This window comes from Massilia sp. BGA-UO-ETr-WB1, from assembly GCF_059567845.1.
The window spans coordinates 10,761-33,305 of record NZ_JCAQOT010000003.1; the positions used below are offsets into that span (position 1 = coordinate 10,761).

The window sequence follows — 22,545 nt, forward strand, 5'->3', positions numbered from 1 at the left end:
TGAACCGCCGGGGGAGATTTCGCACGTCTTGACGATACAGTTTCGATGTTTCGTCGCTGGTGTGCGCATCCCTCGGTGAAGAATTAACTCACCGAAGGAGATCCTATGCGCACCTTGCGCTTGCCGGCATTGATTGCCGGCGCCGTACTATCATTCCCCTTGCTCGTCGCTGCTGCGGAGCCCGCCATTTCTGCTTCCGGCTTGACCCTGCATGATGCCGTCGCCCGGGCTTGGCAGCGCTCCGTGCTGGTCAAGACCCTGGAAGCTCGCCAGGATGAAGCTGCCGCCGGGCGGACCGTGGCGCAATCCTGGCTGGCCGCAGCACCCACGCTGGGCTTGTCAGAACGCTCCGACCGCTGGACCGACCATCGCGCCCAGCGCGAAACCGAGATCTCCATCGCCGCCCCCATCTTGCTGCCCAATCAACAGTCCGCCCGGCGCCAATTTGCCGCGCGTAGCGCCGACGAAGTCGCGGCCCAGCTGCACCGAGCGCGGCTGGAAGTTGCTGGTGCCGTGCGCTTACGCTTGTGGGAGGCAGCCGCCGCAAGCGAACTGCTCGCCGAAAAAGAGGGGCACCTCCATCATTTGGATGCGTTGAAGGATGCGGTAAGCCGCCGGGTCGCTGCCGGCGACCTGGCGCGCAGCGATGGCCTGCTGGCAGAGCAGGAAGTGTTCGCCGCGCAGAGCGAGGTCGCCACGGCCCGCAGCCGTGCGCGCGAGGCGCTCAACCGCTTCCGGCTCCTGACCGGCCTGGCCGAGCTGCCGCCGATGGCGCTTGAGTCGTTAAGTTCGGAGCAAGCGGTACATGGCCGCCTTCAGGCGGCAGAGGCGGCAGAGCAACGCGCCCGGGCAGCAGTGGCGCTGGCAGCGGCCGGCGTCTTGGGGTCGCCTACAGTCTCACTGTCCATGCGTCGTGAGCGCGATTCGGCCCTGATAGGCGCCGACCGCAGCATCGGGATCGCCGTGCATATCCCGCTTGGCGGCAAGATTCGCAATCGGCCCGCCGAAACGCTGGCCGCAACGCAGCTGGCAACGGCCGCCGCCGAGTTTGGCGAAGCCCGGGCAGCCTTGGACCTGGACGTGGAACAGGCACGCGCACAACTGGTGGAATCGGCTGCAGCACTGCGGGCGGCACTGGAGCGGGTCACTGTCATGCGACAACACAGCGCGCTGTTCGAGAAAGCTTTTAACCAGGGCGAACGTGGCCTGGCCGAACTGCTGCGCTCGCGAACATTGACCCACGAGGCCGAGGTCGCCGTACGGCAGCAGGAAATTGCGCTGGGACTGGCCCACGCCCAACTGAACCAAGCATTAGGAGTTCTTCCATGAAACAAATTTCAGCTATTCTGATCCTCCTGGCGCTGGCGCTGCCTGCGCTGGCGTCCCCCGGCGCCCATGGCCCCAACGGCGAGCACCTGGACGGCCCGGCCTCCAGCTCGGCGGCAAGCAGTGTCCCGCGCGTCGAAACATTCAGCGAACTGTTCGAACTGGTGGGCCACCTGTCCGGAGGCGAACTGTCGGTCCTGATCGACCGCTACGACACCAACGAGCCAGTACTCAATGGCAAGCTGGAAGTGCAATACAAGGGCTTAAAGGCACAGGCCAAGTTCCATGCCGACATCGGCGACTACGCCATCGACGATGAAAAGATGCTCAACGCGCTGGCGATGCCGGGCAAGCACGCCCTGCTGTTTACCTTCGTGGCTGGCGGCGATAGCGACTTGCTGGAGGGGACGCTGGAAGTACCGGCCGCCGCGCACACGGAACATGGCTCCGGCCAGCGATGGTGGTGGCTCTTGTTGATCCCGGCCGTGGCTTTGCCCGCCGCCATTCGGGCGCGCGCGCGCCGCCGCCAACCGCATGAGGGAAACTAAATGAGAGCAACAATTATCAGCTTCGCCGCCACTGCAGCCCTCTGCACGAACTTCCCCACGTTGGCATCACCCGGCGCCCATGGCCCGAACGGCGAACATCTCGACGGCCAAGCCACGGCAACAGGGCATGGCCTGGCCCGTCTGCCGGACGGCAGTGTCAACGTGCCTAAACTGGCCCAGCGCCGCATGGAAATCCGCACCCTGAAAGTGCAAGAGGCAACGCATCCGTTGACCGCCGAGCTCAACGGCCGGGTCACCATCGACCCCAATGCTGGCGGCCGCGTGCAAGCGCCTTTCCAGGGTCGGGTAGAACCTGGCCCGAATGGATTGCCGGTGGCCGGCCAGGCGGTGCGCAAAGGCCAGGTGCTGGCCCGGCTGCGGCCGGTGGCCAGCTCGGTCGAGCGTGGCAACCAGGAGGCAACCCTGGCCGACTTGCGCGCCATGCGTGCGCTCGCAGAGCGCAAAGTCGTCCGGCTCGAGTCGCTGGAGGGCACGGTGCCTGCCAGGGAGATTGAAGCGGCGAAGGCCGAACTGGCGAGCATTGCCGGGCGCGAAAAGGCGATCGGGGCATCGGTGCGCGGCAGCGAGGTACTTGTTGCCCCGGCCGATGGCATCGTCGCATCCGCGCACGTGCTCGCCGGGCAGATTGTCGACTCGCGCGACGTGCTGTTCGACATAGTCGATCCCGCTCGCCTGCTGGTAGAGGCGTTGTCGACGGATGTGACGCTGGCAGGCCGTATCGAAAGCGCCACGCTGCCTGCGGCACCCGAGGCGCGCCTGAGCCTTCTCGGCGGCGCCCACAGCCTGCGCGAAGGGGCCGTGCCGATCAGCTTCCGTGCGCAAGGCAAGGCCTTGCCGCTGGCGGTCGGACAGCCCGTGACGGTCCTGGTAAAACTGCGCACGTCGATGAAGGGCATCGCACTCCCCGCCCAGGCGCTGGCGCGCAACCCGGCAAACGAGGCCGTGGTATGGATCAAATCCGGGGCCATGCGCTTCATCGCACTGCCGGTCGAAGCGAAATCGCTCGACGCGCGCACGGTTGTTGTCACGAAAGGACTCAGCCCTGAAAACCGGGTTGTGGTGTCGGGCACGTCGCTGATCAACCAGATCCGATAGGCCGCCATGTTCAACACGATTGTACGTTTTAGCCTGAACAACCGCCTGCTGGTGCTGGCTGCGGCATTGATGCTGATGCTCTACGGCGCGGTAACCGCATCGCGTACCCCGGTCGACGTCTTCCCTGACCTGAACAAGCCCGTGGTGACGGTGCTGACCGAGGCCGGTGGCATGGCGCCCGAGGAGGTCGAGCAGATCGTCTCCTTCCCTATCGAGACCACGCTGAACGGTATGCCCGGCGTGACCCGGGTGCGTTCCGTGTCGGGCGTCGGACTGTCCATCGTCTATGCCGAGTTCGACTGGGGCACCGACGTCTACCGCAATCGCCAGCTCGTGGCCGAGCGACTCGCGCTGGTGAAGGAACAGCTTCCCGGCCAGCTGGCGCCGGTGATGGGGCCGGTGTCGTCGATCATGGGCGAAATCATGCTGATCGCTGTGCCCATCGACCTGCAGAAGACCGATCCGATGAAGGCCCGGGAGTACGCGGACTTCGTGCTGCGGCCCCGGCTGCTGTCGATTCCCGGTGTGTCGCAGGTCATTCCCATCGGCGGCGACGTCCGGCAGCTGCGCGTGGAGCCGGACACAGCACGCATGGCGCAGTTTGGCGTGACGCTGGCCCAGTTGACGGGCGCCCTGCAAGGATTCGCCGGCAATACCAGCGGCGGCTTCATCGACCTGAACAACCGGGAATACCTGATCCGCAATCTTGGCCGCACGAATCGCCTGGACGACATCAAGGGCCTGGCCGTGACATTCCGCAATGGCGCCCCGGTCTTGCTGGAGCAAATCGCCAACGTCCGCTACGCTCCTGCGTTCAAGCGCGGCGACGCCGGCATGAACGGCAAACCGGCCGTCATTGTCAGCGTGCAAAAGCAGCCCACGGGCGATACAGTGCGCCTGACCCACGACATCGAGACCGCCTTGAGCGAGCTGAAACAGGGCTTGCCGGCCGGCCTTGCGGCACCGGTCGTGCTGTTCCGTCAGGCGGATTTTATTGAGTCCTCCATCGGCAATGTGGTCGAGGCGCTGCGCGACGGCGCGATCCTGGTTGCCGTGGTCCTGTTCGCCTTCCTGCTCAGCGCCCGGACCACCGCCATCTCGCTGGTCGCCGTCCCGCTGTCGCTGGGCGTGACCGCCCTGGCGTTTCATCTGCTTGGGCAGTCCATCAACGTGATGACGCTGGGCGGCCTGGCGATCGCCATCGGCGAGCTGGTCGACGACGCCGTGGTCGACGTCGAGAACATCGTCCGCCGCCTCAAGCAGCGCAGCGACGACATGTCGGTGCTGGAGACCATCTGGCGCGCATCGGTGGAGGTGCGCTCGGGTATCGTCTACGCGACGGTGATTGTGGTGCTGGTGTTCGTTCCCTTGTTTGCGTTGCCCGGCATCGAGGGCCGGCTGTTTGCACCGCTGGGTATCGCCTACATCGCCTCCATTCTGGCGTCCATGCTGGTGTCGATGACGGTCACCCCCGTGCTGGCGATATATCTGCTACCGAAGATGAAGACCCTGCAGCATGGCGACAGCCCGCTGGTGCGGCGCCTGAAGGCTTGGGACAGCAAACTGCTGGACTGGTCGTTCGGGCGCATCCGCGCTGTGCTGGCCATCGCCCTGATTGCCGTTTTGGCGGCGGCGGCCTCGGTGCCGTTCTTCCCGCGCGCGTTTCTGCCGGCGTTCAATGAAGGCTCACTCGTCATGGGCATGACCTTTACGCCGGGCACGTCGCTGGCCGAGGCCAACCGCATGGGGGCGCTGGCCGAGACCCTGATCAAGTCGGTACCGGAAGTGATCAAGGTAGGCCGCCGCACTGGCCGCGCCGAGCTGGACGAGCATGCGGAGGGTGTCCATTCGTCCGAAATCGATGTCGACCTGAAACCGTCCGAGCGCACGCGGGAAGAGATTATGGCCAGCATTCGCGGCCAACTGGCGGCCATCCCCGCTTCGGTGGCCATCGGCCAACCCATTTCGCACCGGCTCGATCACCTGCTGTCCGGCGTGCGCGCGCAGATCGCCTTGAAGATCTACGGCGACGACATCGACACGCTGCGCGGCCTGGCCGACTCGCTGCGGGCGCAGTTGGCCGGCGTGCCGGGCCTGGTGGACCTGTCCGTCGAACGCCAAGTGCTGATCCCGCAAATCAAGGTAAGGGTCGACTACCGGAAGGCAGCCCAAGTTGGCTTGGCTGCCGGGCAAGTGCTGGCCGCCATCGAGGCGATGTCGGAGGGTACGCGGGTCACCCAGATCATCGACGGTGCGCGCCGTTTTGACCTGGTGGTCCGGCTGGGCGATGCGCACCGATCCCCGCAGGATCTTGAGCGTTTGATGCTCGACAGCCCGGCCGGCCGCATACCGCTGGCCAGCATCGCCACCGTGGAGGAAAGCGATGGCCCGAACCAGATCGGCCGCGAGAACGGCCGCCGCCGCATTGTCGTTTATGCCAACACAGACGGCTCGAGCATGTCGCGCATCATCGGCGACGTGCGGCAGGCCGTCGCCAGGACGGCGCTGCCCGGCGGCTACTTTGTCAGCATCGAGGGCCAGTTCCAGGCGCAGGAGCAGGCCCAGCGCCTGATTATCGGACTGTCCATGGCATCGCTGGGGCTGATCTTCCTGGTGCTGTACACGCGCTACCGTTCTGGCGTGCTGGCCTTGGTCATCATGGGCAACATTCCCTTCGCGCTCATTGGCAGCGTGGCCGCAATGTGGTTCGCCGGCGTCTCGCTGTCGGTGGCCTCAATGGTGGGCTTCATCACGCTGGCCGGCATCGCGACGCGCAACGGCATCCTCAAGATCAGCCACTACGTCAATCTGTGCAAATTCGAGGGCGAGACCTTCGGCTGGCCGATGATTGTCCGTGGTTCGCTCGAGCGTCTGACACCGGTCCTGATGACGGCGCTGGTGGCCGCCTTCGCCCTGGTGCCGCTGCTGCTGGCGGCGGACACACCGGGCAAAGAAATTCTGCACCCGGTCGCGGTCGTCATCTTTGGTGGCTTGATCAGCTCGACGCTGCTCGATTCGCTTCTCACCCCGCTCATTTTCTGGCTGGTTGGCCGGGCTCCGCTGGAGCGCCTGCTGGCCCGCGAGGGTGGCGATAGCTATTAGACTTTGGGGCTTACGTGGCGGCGGCCCTGATTGCCGCCACATCCATCAATGGAGAAAAGTATGAAGAAAATCATGACTGTGCTGGCCATGGCGCTGGCGGTAGCAGGTTCCACCCCGGCGCTGGCGCACGAAAGCCACGCCAAGCATGGTGGCATCGTCAAGAGCGCCGGCGACCTGTCGTTCGAGCTGGTCAACAAGGATGGCAAAACCACGATCTACGTGGACGATCACGGCAAAGACCTGCCGATGACCGGCGGCAGCGGCACGCTGACCGTGCTCAAAGGGACGGAAAAAACGGAAGTGGCGCTAACGTCTGGCGGTGCCAACATGCTGGTAGCGAAGGATGGCGTGAAACTGGAAGCTGGCAACAAGGTGGTGGCGGCGATCGTGTTCCCCGATAAGAGCACGACCAGCGTCCGCTTCGCAATCAAGTAACTCGGCGTAACGCGCCGCCGGCGGTATCTTGCTGCCGGTGCGTGCCATATAGGGGGAGTCATCATGCACCAGGGCGTCCTTTACGCACTGCTGGCAGCAGCCACATTCGGTGCCAGCACGCCCATCTCCAAGCTGCTGCTGGGAATCATGCCGCCGCTGACCTTGGCGGGGGTGCTCTATCTCGGCAGCGGCTTGGGCCTTTCCGCCTGGCTTGCAGTGCGCACCATCCGGTTAAAGGGCAAGCGCACTGGCGCGGGCATCGTACGCGCCGACCTGCCGTGGCTACTGGGCGCGGTCCTGTTCGGCGGCATTGCCGGCCCAGTACTGCTGATGACGGGCTTGACACGCACACCCGCGTCGTCGGCCTCGCTGCTCTTGAATCTGGAAGGCGTGCTGACGGCAATGCTAGCCTGGTTCGTCTTCAAGGAGAATTTTGATCGCCGCATCTTCGCCGGTATGGTTCTGATCGTTGCCGGAGGGGTCGTGCTGAGCTGGCAAGGCGGTACCGAGTTGTCCATTCCTTGGGGCGCGGTGGCCATCGCTGCCGCATGCCTGTGCTGGGCAATCGACAACAATCTCACCCGCAAGGTATCCGCCAGTGATGCGGTGCAGATCGCGGCGGTTAAAGGCCTGGTCGCGGGCAGCGTGAATCTTGCCCTTGCCCTCGCCACCGGCCAAGCGATGCCGACGGCCGGGGCGGCACTTGCCGCTGGCCTCGTCGGCGTTTGCGGTTACGGAGTAAGCTTGGTGATGTTCGTCCTCGCACTGCGCCACCTTGGCACGGCCCGCACCGGCGCTTACTTTTCGGCTGCGCCGTTCGTCGGTGCCGCGCTGTCCCTGGTACTCCTGAAGGAAGCTCCCACGGCAGCATTCTGGGTTGCCGGGGCGCTGATGGCGGCGGGCATCTGGCTGCACCTCACCGAGCATCACGAACACGAGCACACCCATGAGCCGCTTGAACACGCGCACGCGCACGCCCATGACAAGCACCATCAGCATGAACACGACTTCGATTGGGACGGGCAGGAGCCGCATGCACACGCGCACCGGCACGCACCGATAACGCATGCGCATCCGCACACGCCAGATATCCACCATCGCCATCCGCACTAGCCATCCATTTTTGATCGTCGCAAGAACAGCGGCGTCGAACCAGGCAGCAATTTAACTTTAATTAATGCGGATTTGCTGTCCCTAATGCAGCGGACCTTTACGGCAGGGCGACAATATCTTCCGCACCAATAAATTTGCCCCTATCAGGCTGCGGAGCAGACTAGGTTGCGGTGGATCCGCCGGAAGGAATGCGGGTGCCTGATTACAAACATGCACATCCTAGCCAGTGAAGAGTTTGACCGATTGTTCGCACAGGTGGCCATGATCGCCGCTATTGTGAACTGCGCGCTGGATCTCGGTCCCGCAGCTGTGATACCAAGCGATTCGCATCATCCGCGCTACGCCATTCAGGTGTGGCGGATGTCTCGTACCACGTCAAGTTTGAAAAATTCTCAAATTCGAGCGTAAAGGCTGTGGGGCACGGCACAAGAAGAGGAATCGACTTCCCAATAAAATCAATTAGTTACATTAGGATTTGGAATTTTTACACGAATCTCGGCCAACACTCTTCATGCATGAACTCGCTTCGGATGCCAATGAGGCAGCCCCGGAGGCCTCAGAGCGACATGCTATAGCGCCCTCATTCCGCACGATCTGTCATCGATATTCCTCTCCCTGATCAGCCGCAGCAACCTGTCTCCGCTCAGCAGCCCGATCCTCGCGCCATCCATCTGCGGATACAACGCCGCCCCGCTACGCCCGGTGTGCACGAACAGCCCGCCGTCGTATTCTCCTCTGGCAACGAAGTCGCCAAACGCACACACGTGCGCCAGGCATACATGGCGCCGGTAGCGCTTGGCTTGCACGGCATGCCAACCTCGCCCGGGCAGCCAAACGGCGCCATCGAGCCCGCCGTCGCCGCTGTAGCGCGTGCCGCGCAACACCAACAGGCCAGCGTCCTCCAGCGCGGACAGAACCACCTCCTCGAACACCAGTGAGGCGAGCTTGCGCAGTCAAGCCAGGCTGCCAGTAGTTTTGGTGTCGCTGCGTCAGAGGCCGGCCACGGCCAATGGGACGGTGTTCATCGCATTGGACGACGAGACAGGCAACGTTAGCGTGATCATCTGGCCCTCGCCGTTGAACAGCTACGCCGCGAGGTGATGGGCGCGCGTTTGCTTGCAGTTTACGGACAGTGGTAGCCCAGGACGGTGTTAGCCACCTTGTGGCAAAGCGCCGGGTCGACCTGACGCATGGCCTTGGTGAGTTAAACACTCGTAGTCGAGATTTCCACTAGTACGCAATGGCTTGCACTGTCGTTCTACAAACAGGCACCGGCGTATTATGCAAGTTATTGTCGATAATTTAACTTGACACTATCCTCCGAGAATCCGATACTTATTCATCTGACAAATAAACAAAATTGTCACCGTAAAGGCAGATCTAAACGATGCGACATATTGAAAAGGGTGGTTCACCTGATGTTCTGACGAATGACGGCGCCCGGTTTCAACGCGACGCGTTGGAATTTGCGCTGACAGCGACACTTTCAGGGTCGAGTCCCTACGAGAAAGACCTTAAGAAATTTGCAACCTACAATGACGATGGTGATTTTGACAACTATTCGAGCGGCCTGTTTACCAAGCGCAGCTTTTATTCCGATCCAGACGTAAAGCGACGACTGATCGTCACGCATCATGGGAAATGTGCGTATTGCGAATGTTTTATCATGGATAGCGACAGTGGCGACGTGGAGCATTTTCGCCCCAAGGCGGAGGTCACCACCCCTAAACCTGACAATGCCAGGGAAGAAATCACGGTCGCGGGTCATCCAGGTTATTTCTGGCTAGCGGCCGATTGGAAAAATCTGTTCCTGAGTTGCAAGCAATGCAATCAAGCAAACAAGAGAAATTTTTTCGATTTATATCCAACTAGTCCTCGAGAAAATTTGAATACCCGTACAGAAACCGAACTACCCAATCTATTATCGCCCGACCTGCCGGAAAAAGAATTGCGGCGCCTTATTCGCTACAATCCGACTGACGCCAAAGTGCTGCTAGAGCCCTATCCAATGTACGGTGGGGAATTTGATATAGGGGTTGACCTAGCCCGAATTAAACGTACGATTGACATCGTCGGCCTGAATCGCCCTCGACTTATTGAAGCACGCGCAAATCACTTAATCATGTTGCGGGCACTCTTCGTGCTCGCCACGATCAAAGGCACTTTGCCGCCTGACCACAAGATCCCCGAAAAAACCGACCTGCATCCGGCCATCCTCGATTTTGTCGCACCGGACAATACCGCCTCGAAAGATGCGATTGCCGCACTCGAACGGGCGATCGCGCCTTCCGCCGAGTTTTCCGCACTCGCAATCGATGCATTGATTACCTGGAGCCTAGAAGTCAAGTTGTCCGAAGAGCCGGCGTCAGTATCATTGGTTGAACCCAGTGCCATACGGTTGGTGACCGAGCAGCCGCGGCTGCGCGCATCTCTGGATCTGGCATTAAAGATAGGTACTGACAACAAGGAATCAATCGAGGGCGAAGCGGAGGCGGACATCACCGACCTCGACGCAATTTATTCTGCACAATTGTTGCAGTATAAAGCCGCCATAAAAAAGCTCAACCGTCTCTCAAAAGAGTTCAAACGTACAATGCCTCAGGTCCGCAAGGACCGTGAAAAAGCAGAAAAGTATTTTATGCAACATCTCAGCAAGCACGATGATCTCTGTATCGAACTCGAAGCAAGAATCAGAGGTTTGCTCCGGGACGTTAACCACGAAACGCCAGATGCATGCCTCATCACTGAGGAATTGAAGGAGTACGTGAATGACAACTATGTGAATCTGGGAAAGGAGACTCCACCAAAGTTCTCTTCGCTAATTCAGGAAGATGAAGAGCTGCAAGCCGCTGCATCGGCTTCACCGCTGAAATTTCACATTGATGCTCACAATGGCATGATCGCCAAAATTGCAAAAGCAGAGCTGCCCATTCAGGCTTTGGCATCTGAGTTTCGTGACATACACGAGGAACTGGTCGACCTCAAGGAGGGCTACCGTGTGCGCGGGATTAAAGCGACACGGCTGAAGCGATGTGAAGATTTTGAGAACGCACTCAGTAATGTTATTGACTGGCTCGACAACGAGGAAGAGGTTGAGTTGGCGTCGGCAAGCAAGCAGCATTTGGCCGGAAAGGGCTATCCACCGGCGATAAGGCGGTGAATGATGGGCGGTAAATGGATCGAGGTAACAGCAGAAGACAGCGTGGAAAGCGTAGCATTTCGTTATGGATTATTGCCTACGACGATATGGCAGCACAACGAGAATACGATACTGCGCGAGAGCCGCGCGTCCATGCACGTACTGCAAAAGGGGGATATCTTGTTCGTTCCTGAAATGAGGGTCAAGTGTGTGCCCTGCTCGACAGGCGACTTACATGTTTTTCGGCGACGTGCCGTCCCCAGCCGCTTACCTTTGAAACTCGCGATCGGCCCTTTTTCTTTAGCCAACCGCCCATGCAAGTTTGAGTTTGAAGGACTTGCTCCAATCAGTGCCGTGACCGATGCAGAGGGATATGTCGAGGTGCCGGTAATGCCTGATGTAGGTGTGGTAAGCCTGACTGTGGAGCTCGAGAATGGACAAAGTATCATCATTAAATTGATACCGCGCGGCCTGGATCCTGTAGACACGGCACGTGGAATCGAATCCCGCCTTCGCAATTTAGGCATTCTCGCGCACGAATCGTCAAGTACTGACAACCTGGAAACTGTCTTGGCAATTGGCCGCTTTCAGGCTGAAAACAGTTTACCCGTGAGCGGCATTGCGGATGAAGCCACTCAGGTCGCGCTGATCCGACTGCACGGCTCATAAGGACCAATCAATGCTGATAATACGCAAAGCGCAAATGGTACAACTGGAGTCTGTCATTAAAGTTGACTTTCGCAGCCGTGTCAGTCTGGCCCTATCCAGACTGCAACTGCCTCCTGAATTTTCCGATCCTTCGGTGATGGACAACTTCATCGACAACGGTATTGCAGCAGCCCTTCGTTTCGGCTTGGGCAGCGAAGCCGAGGTATATCGCTTTCTGTCCATTGTCTACACTCGCCTGCCCGGCCGCGACCCAGCCAACTTGACGCGAGCTGCGCAAAACTGCCTGACAAGCTACGGCGTTACGGCCTTCGAGAGGTTGGATCAGCTCGATCAATTGTTGGCAAACGCAAGCATGCCCAATCATGGATGATGCACCAGCACTATTTGGAACCCGACCAGTCGATACTGCCATTCAGCCATGCCCATTGGCACAAGACACGCCGCGCCCATACTGGATCGAACTGGCGCTTCAAGGCGAAGATGGTAGGCCAATTCCGTGGGAAGCCTATCGCGTGGTCTTGCCTAACGGCGACGTGGTGAAAGGTTACCTGGATGGGGCAGGTAGAGCCAGAATTGCAAACATCAGCGCACCGGGGGATTGTCAGGTGAGCTTCCCTGCGCTGGACGAGGACGCGTGGGATAGACAGTCCACCACGTGAAGCAGGCGTTCCGGACCCATGGATACTAGGAACTGAAGCGAGTAAGAGTCGTTTCGGTGATGATCAAATGGGCCCGTTCTTTGAACTCCCAAATCTGGAACGGATGGCAATAATCATGACTTCCCATCGCAGTGGTTTTTACTGCAGTAAATAGTCTGGCCTGAATAAATCGAAAATCAACCAAGACTGAGCCATGACTGCGAACGATCGTTGTCGCCGGCATCGTCAACTAAATATGCCAGAGCTACCATCGGTCCCCGTGAAGGCACAGCGATGCCTGCCGGAGATAGTGAAGGCAAAGAAAAGCCGCAGCTTTCACAGGATCACGTCTAAGTTATCACCGCAGCCGCAAAGCAGCGCGTTGAACGCATCGCCATCCGTGCCTTTGAGCCAGTCGGCTGGCGTTGCCTTAACACGACCGCATTCTCGCGGCCAAAGTGTTAATGAAATCAGGACGGCTCGAACCCCACATGCACCTGACACGCTATCGCGGCTGCACTCCGCGCGATCTGTCATCGAGCGACCGCTCCCTTACCAAGCGCAGTAACCTATCCCCGCTCAGCAGCCCGATCCGCCCAGCGTCCATGTGCGGATACAACACCGCGCCACTACGCCCGGTATGCACGAATAGCCCACCGTCGTAGTGGCGCCTCGCGATGACGTCGCCGAACGCGCACACGTCCGCCAGGCTCACGTGGTGCCGGTAGCGCTTGCACTGCACCGCATACCAGCCCCGCCCGGGCAGCCAGACGGCGCCATCAAGCCCGCCATCGCCACTGTAGCGCGTGCCGCGCAATACCAGCAGGCCAGCGTCCTCCAGTGCCGACATCACCACCTCCTCGAACACCAGCGGGTCAACGGCGCGCAGGTAGGCCAGCGTGCGGCCGCCCGCGCCCGGCTCCTTGAAGGCGCGCACGGTGCGCAGCGCACGGCGCGACTGGCGCACATTGCGCTGGTGCCCCGGCAGGTAGGCCAGCCTGGTCGCGTTGACCCAGCGCGAGAGGCAGCGGACCGCAAACCGGCCGAGCGCGGCGCCCCAGCGGCGAAAGCGCGCCGCCCACGCCGCGTCCCAGCCGACCGGCCGCCGCCGGTACCCATGTCCATACGCCCCGCCCCCTTGGCGTCGGCCCGCTCTGTTCCTAAGTGAATCTTCATCACGCATCGTCCTTCCCTCCTTTCATCCGTACCGAGCCCAGATAGGCGGTACTGATCTGCGGCCGGTGATGGCCCAGCTGCTCGGCAACCTGGCGGTAGGCATCGCGCCGCACCGCCGGGTCGAGCGCCGGATCGCCGCCGCGAACCGGCGAGCGGACCCGCGCGATTTCGAAGTACAGGTCGTTGGCAAACTGGTGGCGCAAGCCGTGCGCGGTCACGCCCAGGCCCTTGCGCGTTACGCCGGCGCCGCGCACCACGTTGGAAAACCGGTCCAGCGATTGCTTGAGCGACAGACCGGGGCAACCGACGTGACCGTGGCGCGTCGTCACTAGCGCCTTGGCGTCGTCAAGCGCCACACGCTGTTCGTCGCTGCGCACCGCCGTGTAGCGCAAGTGGCCGCCCTTGGTGCCGCGTTTGATGCGCAGGAAGCTGAGCCATCGCTGCGCCGCCGGAAGCCCGCTAGGGAGCGCATAGGACGGCACCTCGGCCACGTGCGGCCAGAACATCACCGCTTCCTTGCGCCGCATGCCGAAGGCCAGCATCAGGCGCAGCTGGACGCCCACGTGGCGGTCGAGCGCCGCGACCTGGCCGATCAGCGCCTGGGGGTCGACGCCGTTGCCGTCCCAGCTGTGGTCACGTCCGGCCGGGTAGTGCCGCGCCACCAGCGCCGGATCGTGCGCATAGGCCTCGGCCGTGCGTACCAGGCCCGGCTTGCCGATCCAGCCGGCGTACACGCGCAGGATGGAGAGCTGCTGCTGGATGTAGGCCGCGCTGCAGGGATGCGGGCGAACAGGAGCGCCCTGCTCCACTCCCGCGCACCAGTAGCGCACCAGGGCGGCGACGTGGCGCTCACCCAAGTTGTCCGGCGCCGTGGCGTAGCCGAGCCGGCGCAGCAGCGCGAACATGCGGAACAGCGCCTGGCGGCGCGCCGCGCGGGTGTTGTGCGAGACCACCTTGTTCCGAACAGCGTGCATTTCATTGCGCTGGTCGATGATGGAGGCCAGCTGCTCCCGCCAGTCCCGGTATTGGTTCATACGTGACTCCCTCCCCTGCCGCGCGCGCCGAGCCTCCCGGCGAACAGTAGCCAGGACGGCACGCTTCTCTGCGCGCTGTATGCCTGATCGAACGGCGCCGCCACTGTCTGGCTGGCGCCCTGCCTGGCCTGTCCAACCACCCTGCCACGCGGGCCATGCGCGGCAAGTGCCGAGAACTGAAGCTGCGCCTGCCGGTCCCGGTCCGGCACGGCGTTGGTGTAGATCGGTGTCGTAAAAATGAACATGTGCACGGACAGCGGATTTCGCCTTCTGTCTCGCGCCCCGCCTCCTGGGCGGACGGTGCCACGCTGGGCGCGGCAAGGACATCACGTGGCGGCGGTCGCCGCGCAAAACACGTGTCGCCTCCTCGCACGGTTATCCCCGGCCCTACCACCAGGCCGCTTCGTGCCGCCGTACGTACCACGCTGTTCGACGCTTCGGATGGCGCCGTCACAACGCGGCACCGCCTGCGCGGTGGCCGTACGAGCTGAGGGACGTATTGAAAATCCGGAGAGACGGCGTCGCCGTTCCCCTGCCACCGGTCTTGCCGGCGCGTGTCGGCACGCCAACGCGGCGTGCGGCGCGGGCAGGCATAGCTGCCTGGCCACGCGGTCAGGGCATGGATGCCCGCGTGCTCAAAAAAAGATCGGAAGGATGGTGCACCAAAGGCCTCGGTCATTGCCGACGACGCTGCTGGCGCAATCTGTGCACGAAGGCACAATGGAGTATCGGCATCGCCGACCTGGGGACGGGTAACGACCGCAACGGGCTGTATCGCAAGCCTGCGCCGCATTGAGAACACGATGTTCATGGAAGCGGGTCCAGACAGTGCTGGCAGAATAGGAGGCAAATCGGGCGATGTCAAGGTGCGCGCAGAGCGCGAAAAATTGTCGATTGATGCGTGAAATATTTTGTAGGTGACGAAACGGGGCCTTGCTCCGCTATGAGATGCGGGGGCCTGCGAACTCCTCTGATTGTAAATCTGCTGAAGCACCAGACCGGATTGGCGCATCAGGCTAGGCCACATTCGCGCACCTCCGCAAAACGGGAACTGGCCGGCACGGACTACAGGCGCGCACCGGAGTGCCGCGAAGGTGAGCCCAAGGGTGCCGACTGACCGGGCAGTTCCAGAAACGTGCCGCATCAGTAGCAAAAGTCGAAATGCATCCCCAATGCTAAGCCTTTCACATGGATCGCCGCGCGCGTTCCCCATATGCTGTCCCTGTTCAATCAGGAAGGAGCGCGCGCCATGGAACCCATCGTGAGGGCGGTCGATGTCGGACGAGGCAATACCAAGTTCATCAGCGGCATCAAGAACGGCGAGCTACGCTGCGACATGTTCCCGTCCCAGGCACATCCATCGGAATTGGGATTGGAAGCGGAAGCATGGGGCGCGCGCCGGAAAACTGTCGGCATCCCAGCCGGCGGCTTGGTGTACGAGGTCGGTCCAGACGTCCACCTCGCGGCCGATGTGTTCAACGCCAACGTCCTGCAGCACGACCGGTACTGCGAGACGCCGGAATATCTGGCACTGCTGCTGGGTGCGCTGCATTACATGCAGCTCGATAAGATCGACCTGCTGGTGGTGGGCCTACCGGTCGCCACGTACAAGCTCAAGTCGCTGGTCACCGCCTTGGAGCGCCGCCTCGCCGGCGAGCACGAGCTGGGCAAGGGCCGGCGTGTGAAGGTGGTGCGCGCGAAAGCGATCGCCCAACCTGCCGGCGCGCTGATGCACTACGGCCTGATGCAAAGCAAGGTGGCGCAACTGCGCAAGGAACGCAGCCTGATCGTCGATCCGGGCCGGCGCACCTTTGACTGGCTGGTCACGCAAGGCATGCAACAGATCGACAAGCGCAGCCACTCAGTTCCGCGCGGCATGCACGACGTGCTGCACACGATGATCGAGGGCATCAGCCGCAGTACCGGCTCGCATTACCGGGACTATGAAACCGTCGATGCGGCGCTGCGCACCGGGAAGAAGCCTGTGGTCTTTCAGAAGGAGTACGACCTGGCGCACCACCTGCCACTGGCGAGGAAAATTCCGGAACAGGCGGTGGCCGAGATGATGCATTACGTCGGCGACGCGAGCGATATCAGGAACATCATCCTGGTTGGTGGCGGCGCGTTCTTCTACCGGGCAGCACTCAAGGCCGCCTTCCCGAACCATGCGATCCACGAGTTGAAGGATCCGATCTACGCCAACGTGAAAGGATTTCAGCAAGCAGGAATGGAACTGGCCCGCGCCCTGGTTAGCGGAGGCACCGGCGCCAGCGTACGCGTCGACATCAACGACGCTGGGAGCGGCGGCGATGAGTAAGGGCCTACGCATCAATTTTGAACTGGATCGTGCCGATAATCCGCCACTCTATGACGAGCTGGCCCGATTCACCAAGGGCGCAAAGCGCGTGAACCGTCTGCGGACGCTCGCCCATGCAGGCCTCATGGCCCAGATACCTGCCGCCGCAACGACCACGTCGGTCGCACCGCAACCGCAGAATGGCGAGCACGATCCCGTCCATGCCGCTGCAAGCATGGAACTTTTCGCGCCTGCCATAAGCTAAGTGTCAAGGGGAGCCCAAGTTTTCCCAGTAGGGTCAATTTTCGGTCGGCGTCAACAATCGCTCTTCAAAACGGAACGCAACGACTCGGCCGCCTTTAAGATGAAGCGCACACGATGCTGGAGTAGCGGCCAATTGATGGGCTTGCTGACGAAGTCGGTGGCGCCGGCCTCGTATGCTTGCGTCACCCAGTTCGAATCCTCCAGGGAGGTAAGCATCACGATAGGGCAGGACTGCATGCTAGGGAGCTGGCGCGCCTGGCGGCATGCTTCGAAACCGTTGACACCCGGCATCATGACGTCGAGCAAAACCATGTCAGGTGCGTGCGCGCTCATCGCGGAAATCCCAGACGTGGCATCAGCTGCCTCGCACACCACCAGACCGATCTTTTCCAGGCTGTCACGTGCGAGCAGCCGAAAGAAGGGATCATCATCAATAATTAAAACAACCGCCGCGCGCTCTACGCGTTCATCCGTCATCTGTCTAACCTCCACGCAAAAACGAATAGTCATCATGGTTTCCACCGAGTCTATCAGTGCAACTTCGGCAAAAGTACGCGCATTGTCACTACCCGACTGAGGGCGGCACATTCCGCTATCGCCGTATGCCCATCAAACTCCAAATTTCGTCAACGCTGAACATGGCGGTTTCGTGAATTTGAAGAATTAATCCGGCGCCGACGGGCAGCCGGCGATGCCGGACCTTGCTCAAGACGGGGGGCGTTACGCCGAGCGCACGGGCCATTGCAGCATCATTTTTCAAATGTAGCTTAGACAACACAGCGTCGAGCAAGCGATTAGGATCGTAGCCTGGCTCGCTGAACAGCTCAATCTGGTTTCTCATGGCAATTCCTTTCCTGATATACATCATGGGATGAGCAACCGCTTCCGCCGCACTCAGCGGAACCAATGCAACGTTGCGTGCCACGGATGGCGTGGGCCCGTTGCCCGGCTTGAATACGTCGGAGAATGGATTTCGAGACTGGTCGCGCCACCCGCGATGTCGCGCAGGACACCGATCAGTTCGGCCACAGAGCGGGCAGCAAGCAGGTCGCTCTTACACCGGACGATGGCGCCGTACCGCACGGCTGGCATCTGGGCGTCCGCGCAAAAGCTGACAAAAGGCAAGAAGTACTGTTCGAGCATGACGATATCAACCATCACCTTGCCAGGCCCTTCGAGCAATTGGCAAAACAAACTCTCGTCTATGATGGGTAATGGGGGGCGGACGACATCATGCGGCGGCGGTCTTCCAGTCATGGCAGAAAAGGACTCGGCCGCACCCACAGTCGTGCCGTCAACGGAGCATGCTGATGTTGTATCCATGACACCCCCTCCATGATTTGGTCCCAGACTTCCAGTTGCCAAGTGGCAACTGCATGTTGCCAATTTAGACTAACGTGACTATCCTGTCAAAGCGAACTTCGCTATTGATGACACAACCAGAATACGAACATGCTGATGTGCTCACTTCAAGGGGACGCACGCATTTGCAGTGTCAATTTCCGAATAGTATCGAGCGCAGGCGCTGACGTTGGGCGCACGGGGAGTTATCCGCGAACCCTTCTCGAACGACGAGTTAGTGGGAGCGATAGAGGAAATCTATCGAAACTGAAGTTTTGTGTGACCTGAAAAATTTCTCCCTAGCATCATTTCTGCAAGCTGCGGTGGAGGGCGCCATCATCGCCATTGGCTTCCATTGGGAACCTGTATGATTCCTGGGCTTACGGTCGCCAGCAGGTGTAGACTAGGATGACGTCGTGGGCGGTAAAGGGAGGCCAATGTCATGGAGGAAATCTTTTGCATACATTGCTTTTCAATTTTGCAGGCAGGATGCGTTATTTGTCCTGCTTGCCACCAGAAGGTGGGGCATCTAGACGTGGATGAGAGTCGGGACCTGCTGGTCAAAGTGTTGCATGACAAGCGGGCGGATGTGCGATCGAACGCAATTTTTGCACTTGGCCGACGAAAAGACCGACTTGCCGCCACCGAGCTGGTTGCCTGCGCATTACGTCATCCCGCCGATATCGGCGAAGGGTTACAGATCGTTAAAGTGCTGTCTGCAATCGAAGAGGAGATGCATCGGACGACAGCATTGCAATACTTGATCGCCCACCACCCCGCCGGTGAAGTTAAGCAGGCGGCGTTCTGTGCGTTAAATTTGCATTGAACACACGTGCCTGCAAGCCCCCGCCCAGGCCGGTTTTGACAGCAATCGAAACTCGACGACGTGCGCATGGTTAGAATAGAGGGCATACTTCATGCGTTCGTTCCCAAACCGTGGGACATTGTTGCCTACTTTGCCCATTCGCCGACACCCGACGCAGTTGCAACCGTAGGTATCCCTCGCGTCGCAACAGCTTGACGAATGCAGATTCATCTGCGGCGAATGCTGGATGGAAGGCGTCCAGTTGCACTTATTCCTTGCCGGGAATCGGCTGAAATGTTGATCAGCCCGGTTTCAAATGCAGGTCGTGACAGACAGCGGGATCGGCAGTTTGTGCGTAGGGGTATTCAGCAAGACCCAGGGGCCAGCCACGACGCTGGCCAACAACTAAACAGCAGAACGGTGACAATGCAGAACGTCAGGCTCGGCCGTTATCTTAGTCAGTCCGATCCATGCTGTTGGCGCGTCACCCCAGCAGGGCAGCAACTGCGGCCTGAAGTGCCTCATTCTGGAAGGGCTTGCGCAGCACGGCCTGGGCGCCCAGTTCTACGGCTGATTGCAGCCGCTGCTCTGAGTCGGCCGAGATAATCAACACTTTGGGGCGCGTCGCCGGATCAGTCTGTGCCAGAAAGCGCAGGACCGCCAGTCCGTCCATTCCCGGCATGCGCAAGTCCAAAGTCATCACCTCTGGCTTCCAGTTCGCCATCACCGAACCGGCCTCGAAGCCGTTGGTCGCGATTGCCGTTTCACAGCCGACGCGCCGCAACACCCGCTCGATGGCACGAGCCATAGCCGTTTCATCGTCCACGATCAACACCCGGCGCGCACTTGTCGGCGCCAATTCCTGCGCAGCCATACCGTGCTCCTGCATGAAGCAACGCAGGTCGATTCTGCGAATCCGGCGGTCGCCACGCCCCGGTAGTTTGTAGGCTGGCAGCAAACCCCTTTCGATCCAGCGCAGTACGGTGCGAAAGCTCACTCCGCATTGGGCGGCTGCCTCGCCGGTGGTGAGTACATCGACGCTATCAGGATTTGTTCGATCAGTCATGTTTGACAGTTTAGTCATACCAACTGCTATTGTCAAGGAGGCAATTCACTGCGTCATTTGGAGAATCGTGGTTTGTGACGGTGTGCGCCTGCCTGGACAGTGGGAAGCGCAGTTGAATGTCACGTAAGTCACATTTGACATTTAAGTTCATTTCGGCTCGCTTTCCTGGTTGCGGCAAAAAAAAATGACTGGCACCTGGTTGCTGGATAACGGTTCGAAACCGGTTTACGCGTTGCTAGCGCTGAATACCCGGCCCCGCACTGTCGTGTGCCGATGCGATGCACGGTTTGTGCGCCCGTGGCATCGCATAATCCTCGTTCACCATGGGCCGGAACCTGTTGCGGCAAGTTGCTCTGGCGGAAATTGCCACGGTGGCAAATTGACTGCCACGGACAAGACTGGCTATCCCGCATTTATCAATGTCGGGCGGGCGGTTTTAATGCGCCCCGGAACGGGGCTCGAACTCTCAGTTGCAAGGCACCAACATCAACTTGATTCAGCACCGGGGCATAGTTGATAATAGAATTGTCATGTTATGATAATTTAGTGGTGATGATTGTTGGGAACCGAATGATTCCGGCAACGTCGACATGCGCACAAGCATGGAGACTGCGACAGGTGATTTGTGCGTGCGGGCATGTATCGCGCGCCAAAATTTGGGAGTAGAATTGAAGAGGTCACGATGATGGTCAATTTCGCACCTGATGCGGGACAAGGCGGCGAATCATTCCTGGGGATTAAGGCCGAATATGTCGCATGGCCCGACTTGGAGGCCGACCACCCCTGTGGCGTGCTGGCCTTCGTTTGTCAACCATCGTCGCCAGCTACCGAGGTGGGACGATCGCTAGGCGATAACAAGGTGCCCTGTGTCGGTGAGGACCATGTCATTAAGTGCTTCTATGTCAATCCGCTGACAGGTCGCTATTGGCTGGTGCAACATTGCGCGCAATCCGCCGGCACCTCTCCCCGCGATATCTGTGAAGCTGCGCGGGCTATGCTGTTTGACATGATTTCTCTGAGCGAGCTGCGATTTTCGGTGGTGCTCATCGACAAAGCGTGTGCGTCGGCCGATTTTATGCTTCTGTTGGAGAGCGCTGGCAAGATGTATTGGTGTCAAGTCTCGGAAGACTGGCGCTTGGGAAGCAAGACAGACCCGAAGCATGCTCGTGTTGTTCGGAACTTGGAATTTGACCATAGTGCGGTGTCAGGTGGCAAGGTCGTCAACTTGAACGGTCTTCCTGAAAATTATCATGTGAGATTGTTCCGGCTCCGTACCAGTGCTGGCGGTTTCGAGTTTGTCGCCATCAACCAGTTCGGCCAAGGCGACGCCTGCGACGCCCATGCCATGTGTCGCGCCTTGATGCAGATCCAGGCAGGATACGCGCCCACCCCATAGCGCCATGAGGTCTATCTCCATCCGATACTCAAGTATTTTTCTTCTTGGGCAAGGCGTTGATCTGTAAGCGTCCAGCCGTCCCACCTGTTCAGCGGGTTTAGGACTGCGTAGAGTTCGGAAATGGCAGCAGCGTATCGAGCTGGCTGTTAGGGCACGTCGGGAGACGGTCCAGTACGCTGGACAGCCAGCGCAACGGATCGAGTCCGTTCAGCTTGGCGGTGGCGAACAAGCTTTGGATAGCGGCGGCGCGGCGGCCGGCCCGCTCCGAACCGGTGAACAGCCAGTTCTTCTTGCCGATGGCAATGGGACGGATGGCGTTCTCGACCGGGTTGTTGTCGATCGGCAGACTGCCGGACTCGGCATAGCGCGCCAGCGCCGGCCAGCGCTTGAGCGCGTGGTCGATGGCCTTGGCCGTGCTGCTGCCGGCGGCGACGTTGCGTTGGGTCGCCAGCAACCAGGCGTGCAGCTCGCCCAGCGACGGCGCGGCCAGACGCTGGCGCAACGCCAGCCGTTGCGGCGGATCGAGTCCGGCGCCTTGCTGCTCAATCGCGTACAGCGCCGCGATGCGGCGCAGCGCCTCCTCGGCGACGGGGCTGCCGCTGGCGGCGTGCACGTCAAAGAACTTGCGCCGAATATGCGCCAGGCAGGCCAGTTCAGTTGGGCCGTCGGTGAACAGTGCCTTGTAGCCGACATAGTCGTCCGCCATCAGGTGGCCGCGCCAGCCATGCAGGAAGGCGCGCGCGTGCGCGCCGGCCCGGCTGGTCTGGTAGTCGAACACGACGATGGGTGGACCGGCGTCGTGCACGCCGGAGCGGTAGGCCCACAGGTAGGCGTGCCGGGTCTTGCCGCTGCCGGGGTCGAGTTGGCGCACCGGCGTCTCGTCGGCATGCAAGCTATAGTGGACCCCGAGTTTGAGACGTTGGTTTAAGCTGTTGTCCTCGATAGGATGAGAGCAAATGCCAGAAGGCAAAAAACGCAGGGTACATACGGCAGAGTTCAAGGCCAAGGTCGGACTGGAAGCGGTACGCGGGGTAAGGACGGTGACGGAAATCGCGCAGGAGTTCGGCGTGCATCCGGTGCT

General features: G+C 60.6%; 21 protein-coding genes and 2 pseudogenes. 16 read left to right on the forward strand and 7 right to left on the reverse strand.

Annotation, left to right across the window (positions count from 1 at the left end; translation table 11 throughout):
• Positions 1-105: 105 nt before the first annotated feature.
• The 6 genes from AC56DV_RS00125 to AC56DV_RS00150 all read left to right on the forward strand — a co-directional run bounded on the left by AC56DV_RS00125 (position 106) and on the right by AC56DV_RS00150 (position 7,640).
• Positions 106-1,329 (forward strand): TolC family protein, encoded by a 1,224-nt coding sequence (locus AC56DV_RS00125; RefSeq protein WP_496312290.1) that lies wholly within the window; start codon positions 106-108, stop codon positions 1,327-1,329.
• Positions 1,326-1,874, forward strand: coding sequence for a hypothetical protein (locus AC56DV_RS00130; protein ID WP_496312291.1), 549 nt, complete (start codon positions 1,326-1,328; stop codon positions 1,872-1,874). Before AC56DV_RS00125 ends, AC56DV_RS00130 begins: the two co-directional genes overlap by 4 nt.
• On the forward strand, positions 1,875-2,990 hold the full coding sequence (locus AC56DV_RS00135; protein WP_496312292.1) for an efflux RND transporter periplasmic adaptor subunit: 1,116 nt from the start codon (positions 1,875-1,877) through the stop codon (positions 2,988-2,990).
• 6 nt (positions 2,991-2,996) lie between these two features.
• Positions 2,997-6,092: an efflux RND transporter permease subunit gene (locus tag AC56DV_RS00140; protein ID WP_496312293.1), complete on the forward strand. Its 3,096-nt coding sequence runs from the start codon at positions 2,997-2,999 to the stop codon at positions 6,090-6,092.
• A gap of 60 nt (positions 6,093-6,152) precedes the next feature.
• The gene (locus AC56DV_RS00145; protein WP_496312294.1) at positions 6,153-6,527 is read left to right on the forward strand and encodes a hypothetical protein; all 375 of its coding nucleotides are present in this window, start codon (positions 6,153-6,155) and stop codon (positions 6,525-6,527) included.
• 63 nt (positions 6,528-6,590) lie between these two features.
• Positions 6,591-7,640, forward strand: coding sequence for a DMT family transporter (locus AC56DV_RS00150; RefSeq protein ID WP_496312295.1), 1,050 nt, complete (start codon positions 6,591-6,593; stop codon positions 7,638-7,640).
• A gap of 569 nt (positions 7,641-8,209) precedes the next feature.
• Here the strand turns inward: AC56DV_RS00150 and AC56DV_RS00155 are convergent.
• A complete protein-coding gene (locus AC56DV_RS00155; RefSeq protein WP_496312309.1) occupies positions 8,210-8,593 on the reverse strand; it encodes a restriction endonuclease in 384 nt (127 codons plus the stop codon).
• Positions 8,594-8,615: 22 nt separating this feature from the next.
• On the opposite strand from AC56DV_RS00155, the pseudogene AC56DV_RS00160 reads away from it, so the two are divergent.
• The 4 genes and pseudogenes from AC56DV_RS00160 to AC56DV_RS00175 all read left to right on the forward strand — a co-directional run.
• Positions 8,616-8,874, forward strand: a pseudogene (locus AC56DV_RS00160) (hypothetical protein); the annotation flags it as partial.
• Between the two features lie 153 nt (positions 8,875-9,027).
• A complete protein-coding gene (locus AC56DV_RS00165) occupies positions 9,028-10,800 on the forward strand; it encodes an HNH endonuclease family protein (protein WP_496312296.1) in 1,773 nt (590 codons plus the stop codon).
• Positions 10,801-11,448: a peptidoglycan-binding domain-containing protein gene (locus AC56DV_RS00170; protein ID WP_496312297.1), complete on the forward strand. Its 648-nt coding sequence runs from the start codon at positions 10,801-10,803 to the stop codon at positions 11,446-11,448.
• 10 nt (positions 11,449-11,458) lie between these two features.
• Positions 11,459-11,818 carry a hypothetical protein gene (locus AC56DV_RS00175; RefSeq protein ID WP_496312298.1) on the forward strand — a complete coding sequence of 120 codons (360 nt, stop codon included), beginning with the start codon at positions 11,459-11,461 and terminating at the stop codon, positions 11,816-11,818.
• Positions 11,819-12,591: 773 nt separating this feature from the next.
• On the opposite strand, the gene AC56DV_RS00180 is transcribed toward AC56DV_RS00175, so the two are convergent.
• Together AC56DV_RS00180 and AC56DV_RS00185 are read right to left on the reverse strand one after the other, a co-directional pair.
• Positions 12,592-13,269, reverse strand: coding sequence for a restriction endonuclease (locus AC56DV_RS00180; protein WP_496312299.1), 678 nt, complete (start codon positions 13,267-13,269; stop codon positions 12,592-12,594).
• Positions 13,262-14,296, reverse strand: coding sequence for an integrase domain-containing protein (locus tag AC56DV_RS00185; protein ID WP_496312300.1), 1,035 nt, complete (start codon positions 14,294-14,296; stop codon positions 13,262-13,264). The genes AC56DV_RS00180 and AC56DV_RS00185 overlap by 8 nt, the downstream gene beginning before the upstream one ends.
• 1,249 nt (positions 14,297-15,545) lie before the next feature.
• On the opposite strand from AC56DV_RS00185, the gene AC56DV_RS00190 reads away from it, so the two are divergent.
• Both AC56DV_RS00190 and AC56DV_RS00195 read left to right on the forward strand, forming a co-directional pair.
• Positions 15,546-16,613: a PRTRC system protein D gene (locus tag AC56DV_RS00190; protein WP_496312301.1), complete on the forward strand. Its 1,068-nt coding sequence runs from the start codon at positions 15,546-15,548 to the stop codon at positions 16,611-16,613.
• Positions 16,606-16,857 (forward strand): hypothetical protein, encoded by a 252-nt coding sequence (locus AC56DV_RS00195; RefSeq protein WP_496312302.1) that lies wholly within the window; start codon positions 16,606-16,608, stop codon positions 16,855-16,857. The genes AC56DV_RS00190 and AC56DV_RS00195 overlap by 8 nt, the downstream gene beginning before the upstream one ends.
• Before the next feature lie 50 nt (positions 16,858-16,907).
• Here the strand turns inward: AC56DV_RS00195 and AC56DV_RS00200 are convergent, their stop codons facing one another.
• Complete coding sequence (locus tag AC56DV_RS00200; RefSeq protein WP_496312303.1) at positions 16,908-17,369, reverse strand: response regulator; 462 nt, start codon at positions 17,367-17,369, stop codon at positions 16,908-16,910.
• Between the two features lie 79 nt (positions 17,370-17,448).
• Positions 17,449-17,697 (reverse strand): hypothetical protein, encoded by a 249-nt coding sequence (locus AC56DV_RS00205; protein ID WP_496312304.1) that lies wholly within the window; start codon positions 17,695-17,697, stop codon positions 17,449-17,451.
• Between the two features lie 125 nt (positions 17,698-17,822).
• Between AC56DV_RS00205 and AC56DV_RS00210 the strand changes: the two genes are divergently transcribed.
• The gene (locus AC56DV_RS00210) at positions 17,823-18,071 is read left to right on the forward strand and encodes a hypothetical protein (RefSeq protein WP_496312305.1); all 249 of its coding nucleotides are present in this window, start codon (positions 17,823-17,825) and stop codon (positions 18,069-18,071) included.
• Between the two features lie 568 nt (positions 18,072-18,639).
• Complete coding sequence (locus AC56DV_RS00215; RefSeq protein ID WP_496312306.1) at positions 18,640-19,023, forward strand: HEAT repeat domain-containing protein; 384 nt, start codon at positions 18,640-18,642, stop codon at positions 19,021-19,023.
• 463 nt (positions 19,024-19,486) lie between these two features.
• On the opposite strand, the gene AC56DV_RS00220 is transcribed toward AC56DV_RS00215, so the two are convergent.
• Positions 19,487-20,086, reverse strand: coding sequence for a response regulator transcription factor (locus AC56DV_RS00220; RefSeq protein ID WP_496312307.1), 600 nt, complete (start codon positions 20,084-20,086; stop codon positions 19,487-19,489).
• Between the two features lie 664 nt (positions 20,087-20,750).
• Between AC56DV_RS00220 and AC56DV_RS00225 the strand changes: the two genes are divergently transcribed.
• Entirely contained in the window at positions 20,751-21,464 is a 714-nt protein-coding gene (locus tag AC56DV_RS00225) for a hypothetical protein (protein WP_496312308.1), read from the forward strand.
• A gap of 97 nt (positions 21,465-21,561) precedes the next feature.
• On the opposite strand, the pseudogene tnpC reads toward AC56DV_RS00225, so the two are convergent.
• Positions 21,562-22,356, reverse strand: a pseudogene (tnpC, locus tag AC56DV_RS00230) (IS66 family transposase); the annotation flags it as partial.
• Between the two features lie 64 nt (positions 22,357-22,420).
• On the opposite strand from tnpC, the gene AC56DV_RS00235 reads away from it, so the two are divergent.
• Positions 22,421-22,545, forward strand: a 125-nt coding sequence (locus AC56DV_RS00235) for a transposase (RefSeq protein ID WP_496312310.1), incomplete at its 3' end; no start/stop codon positions are given.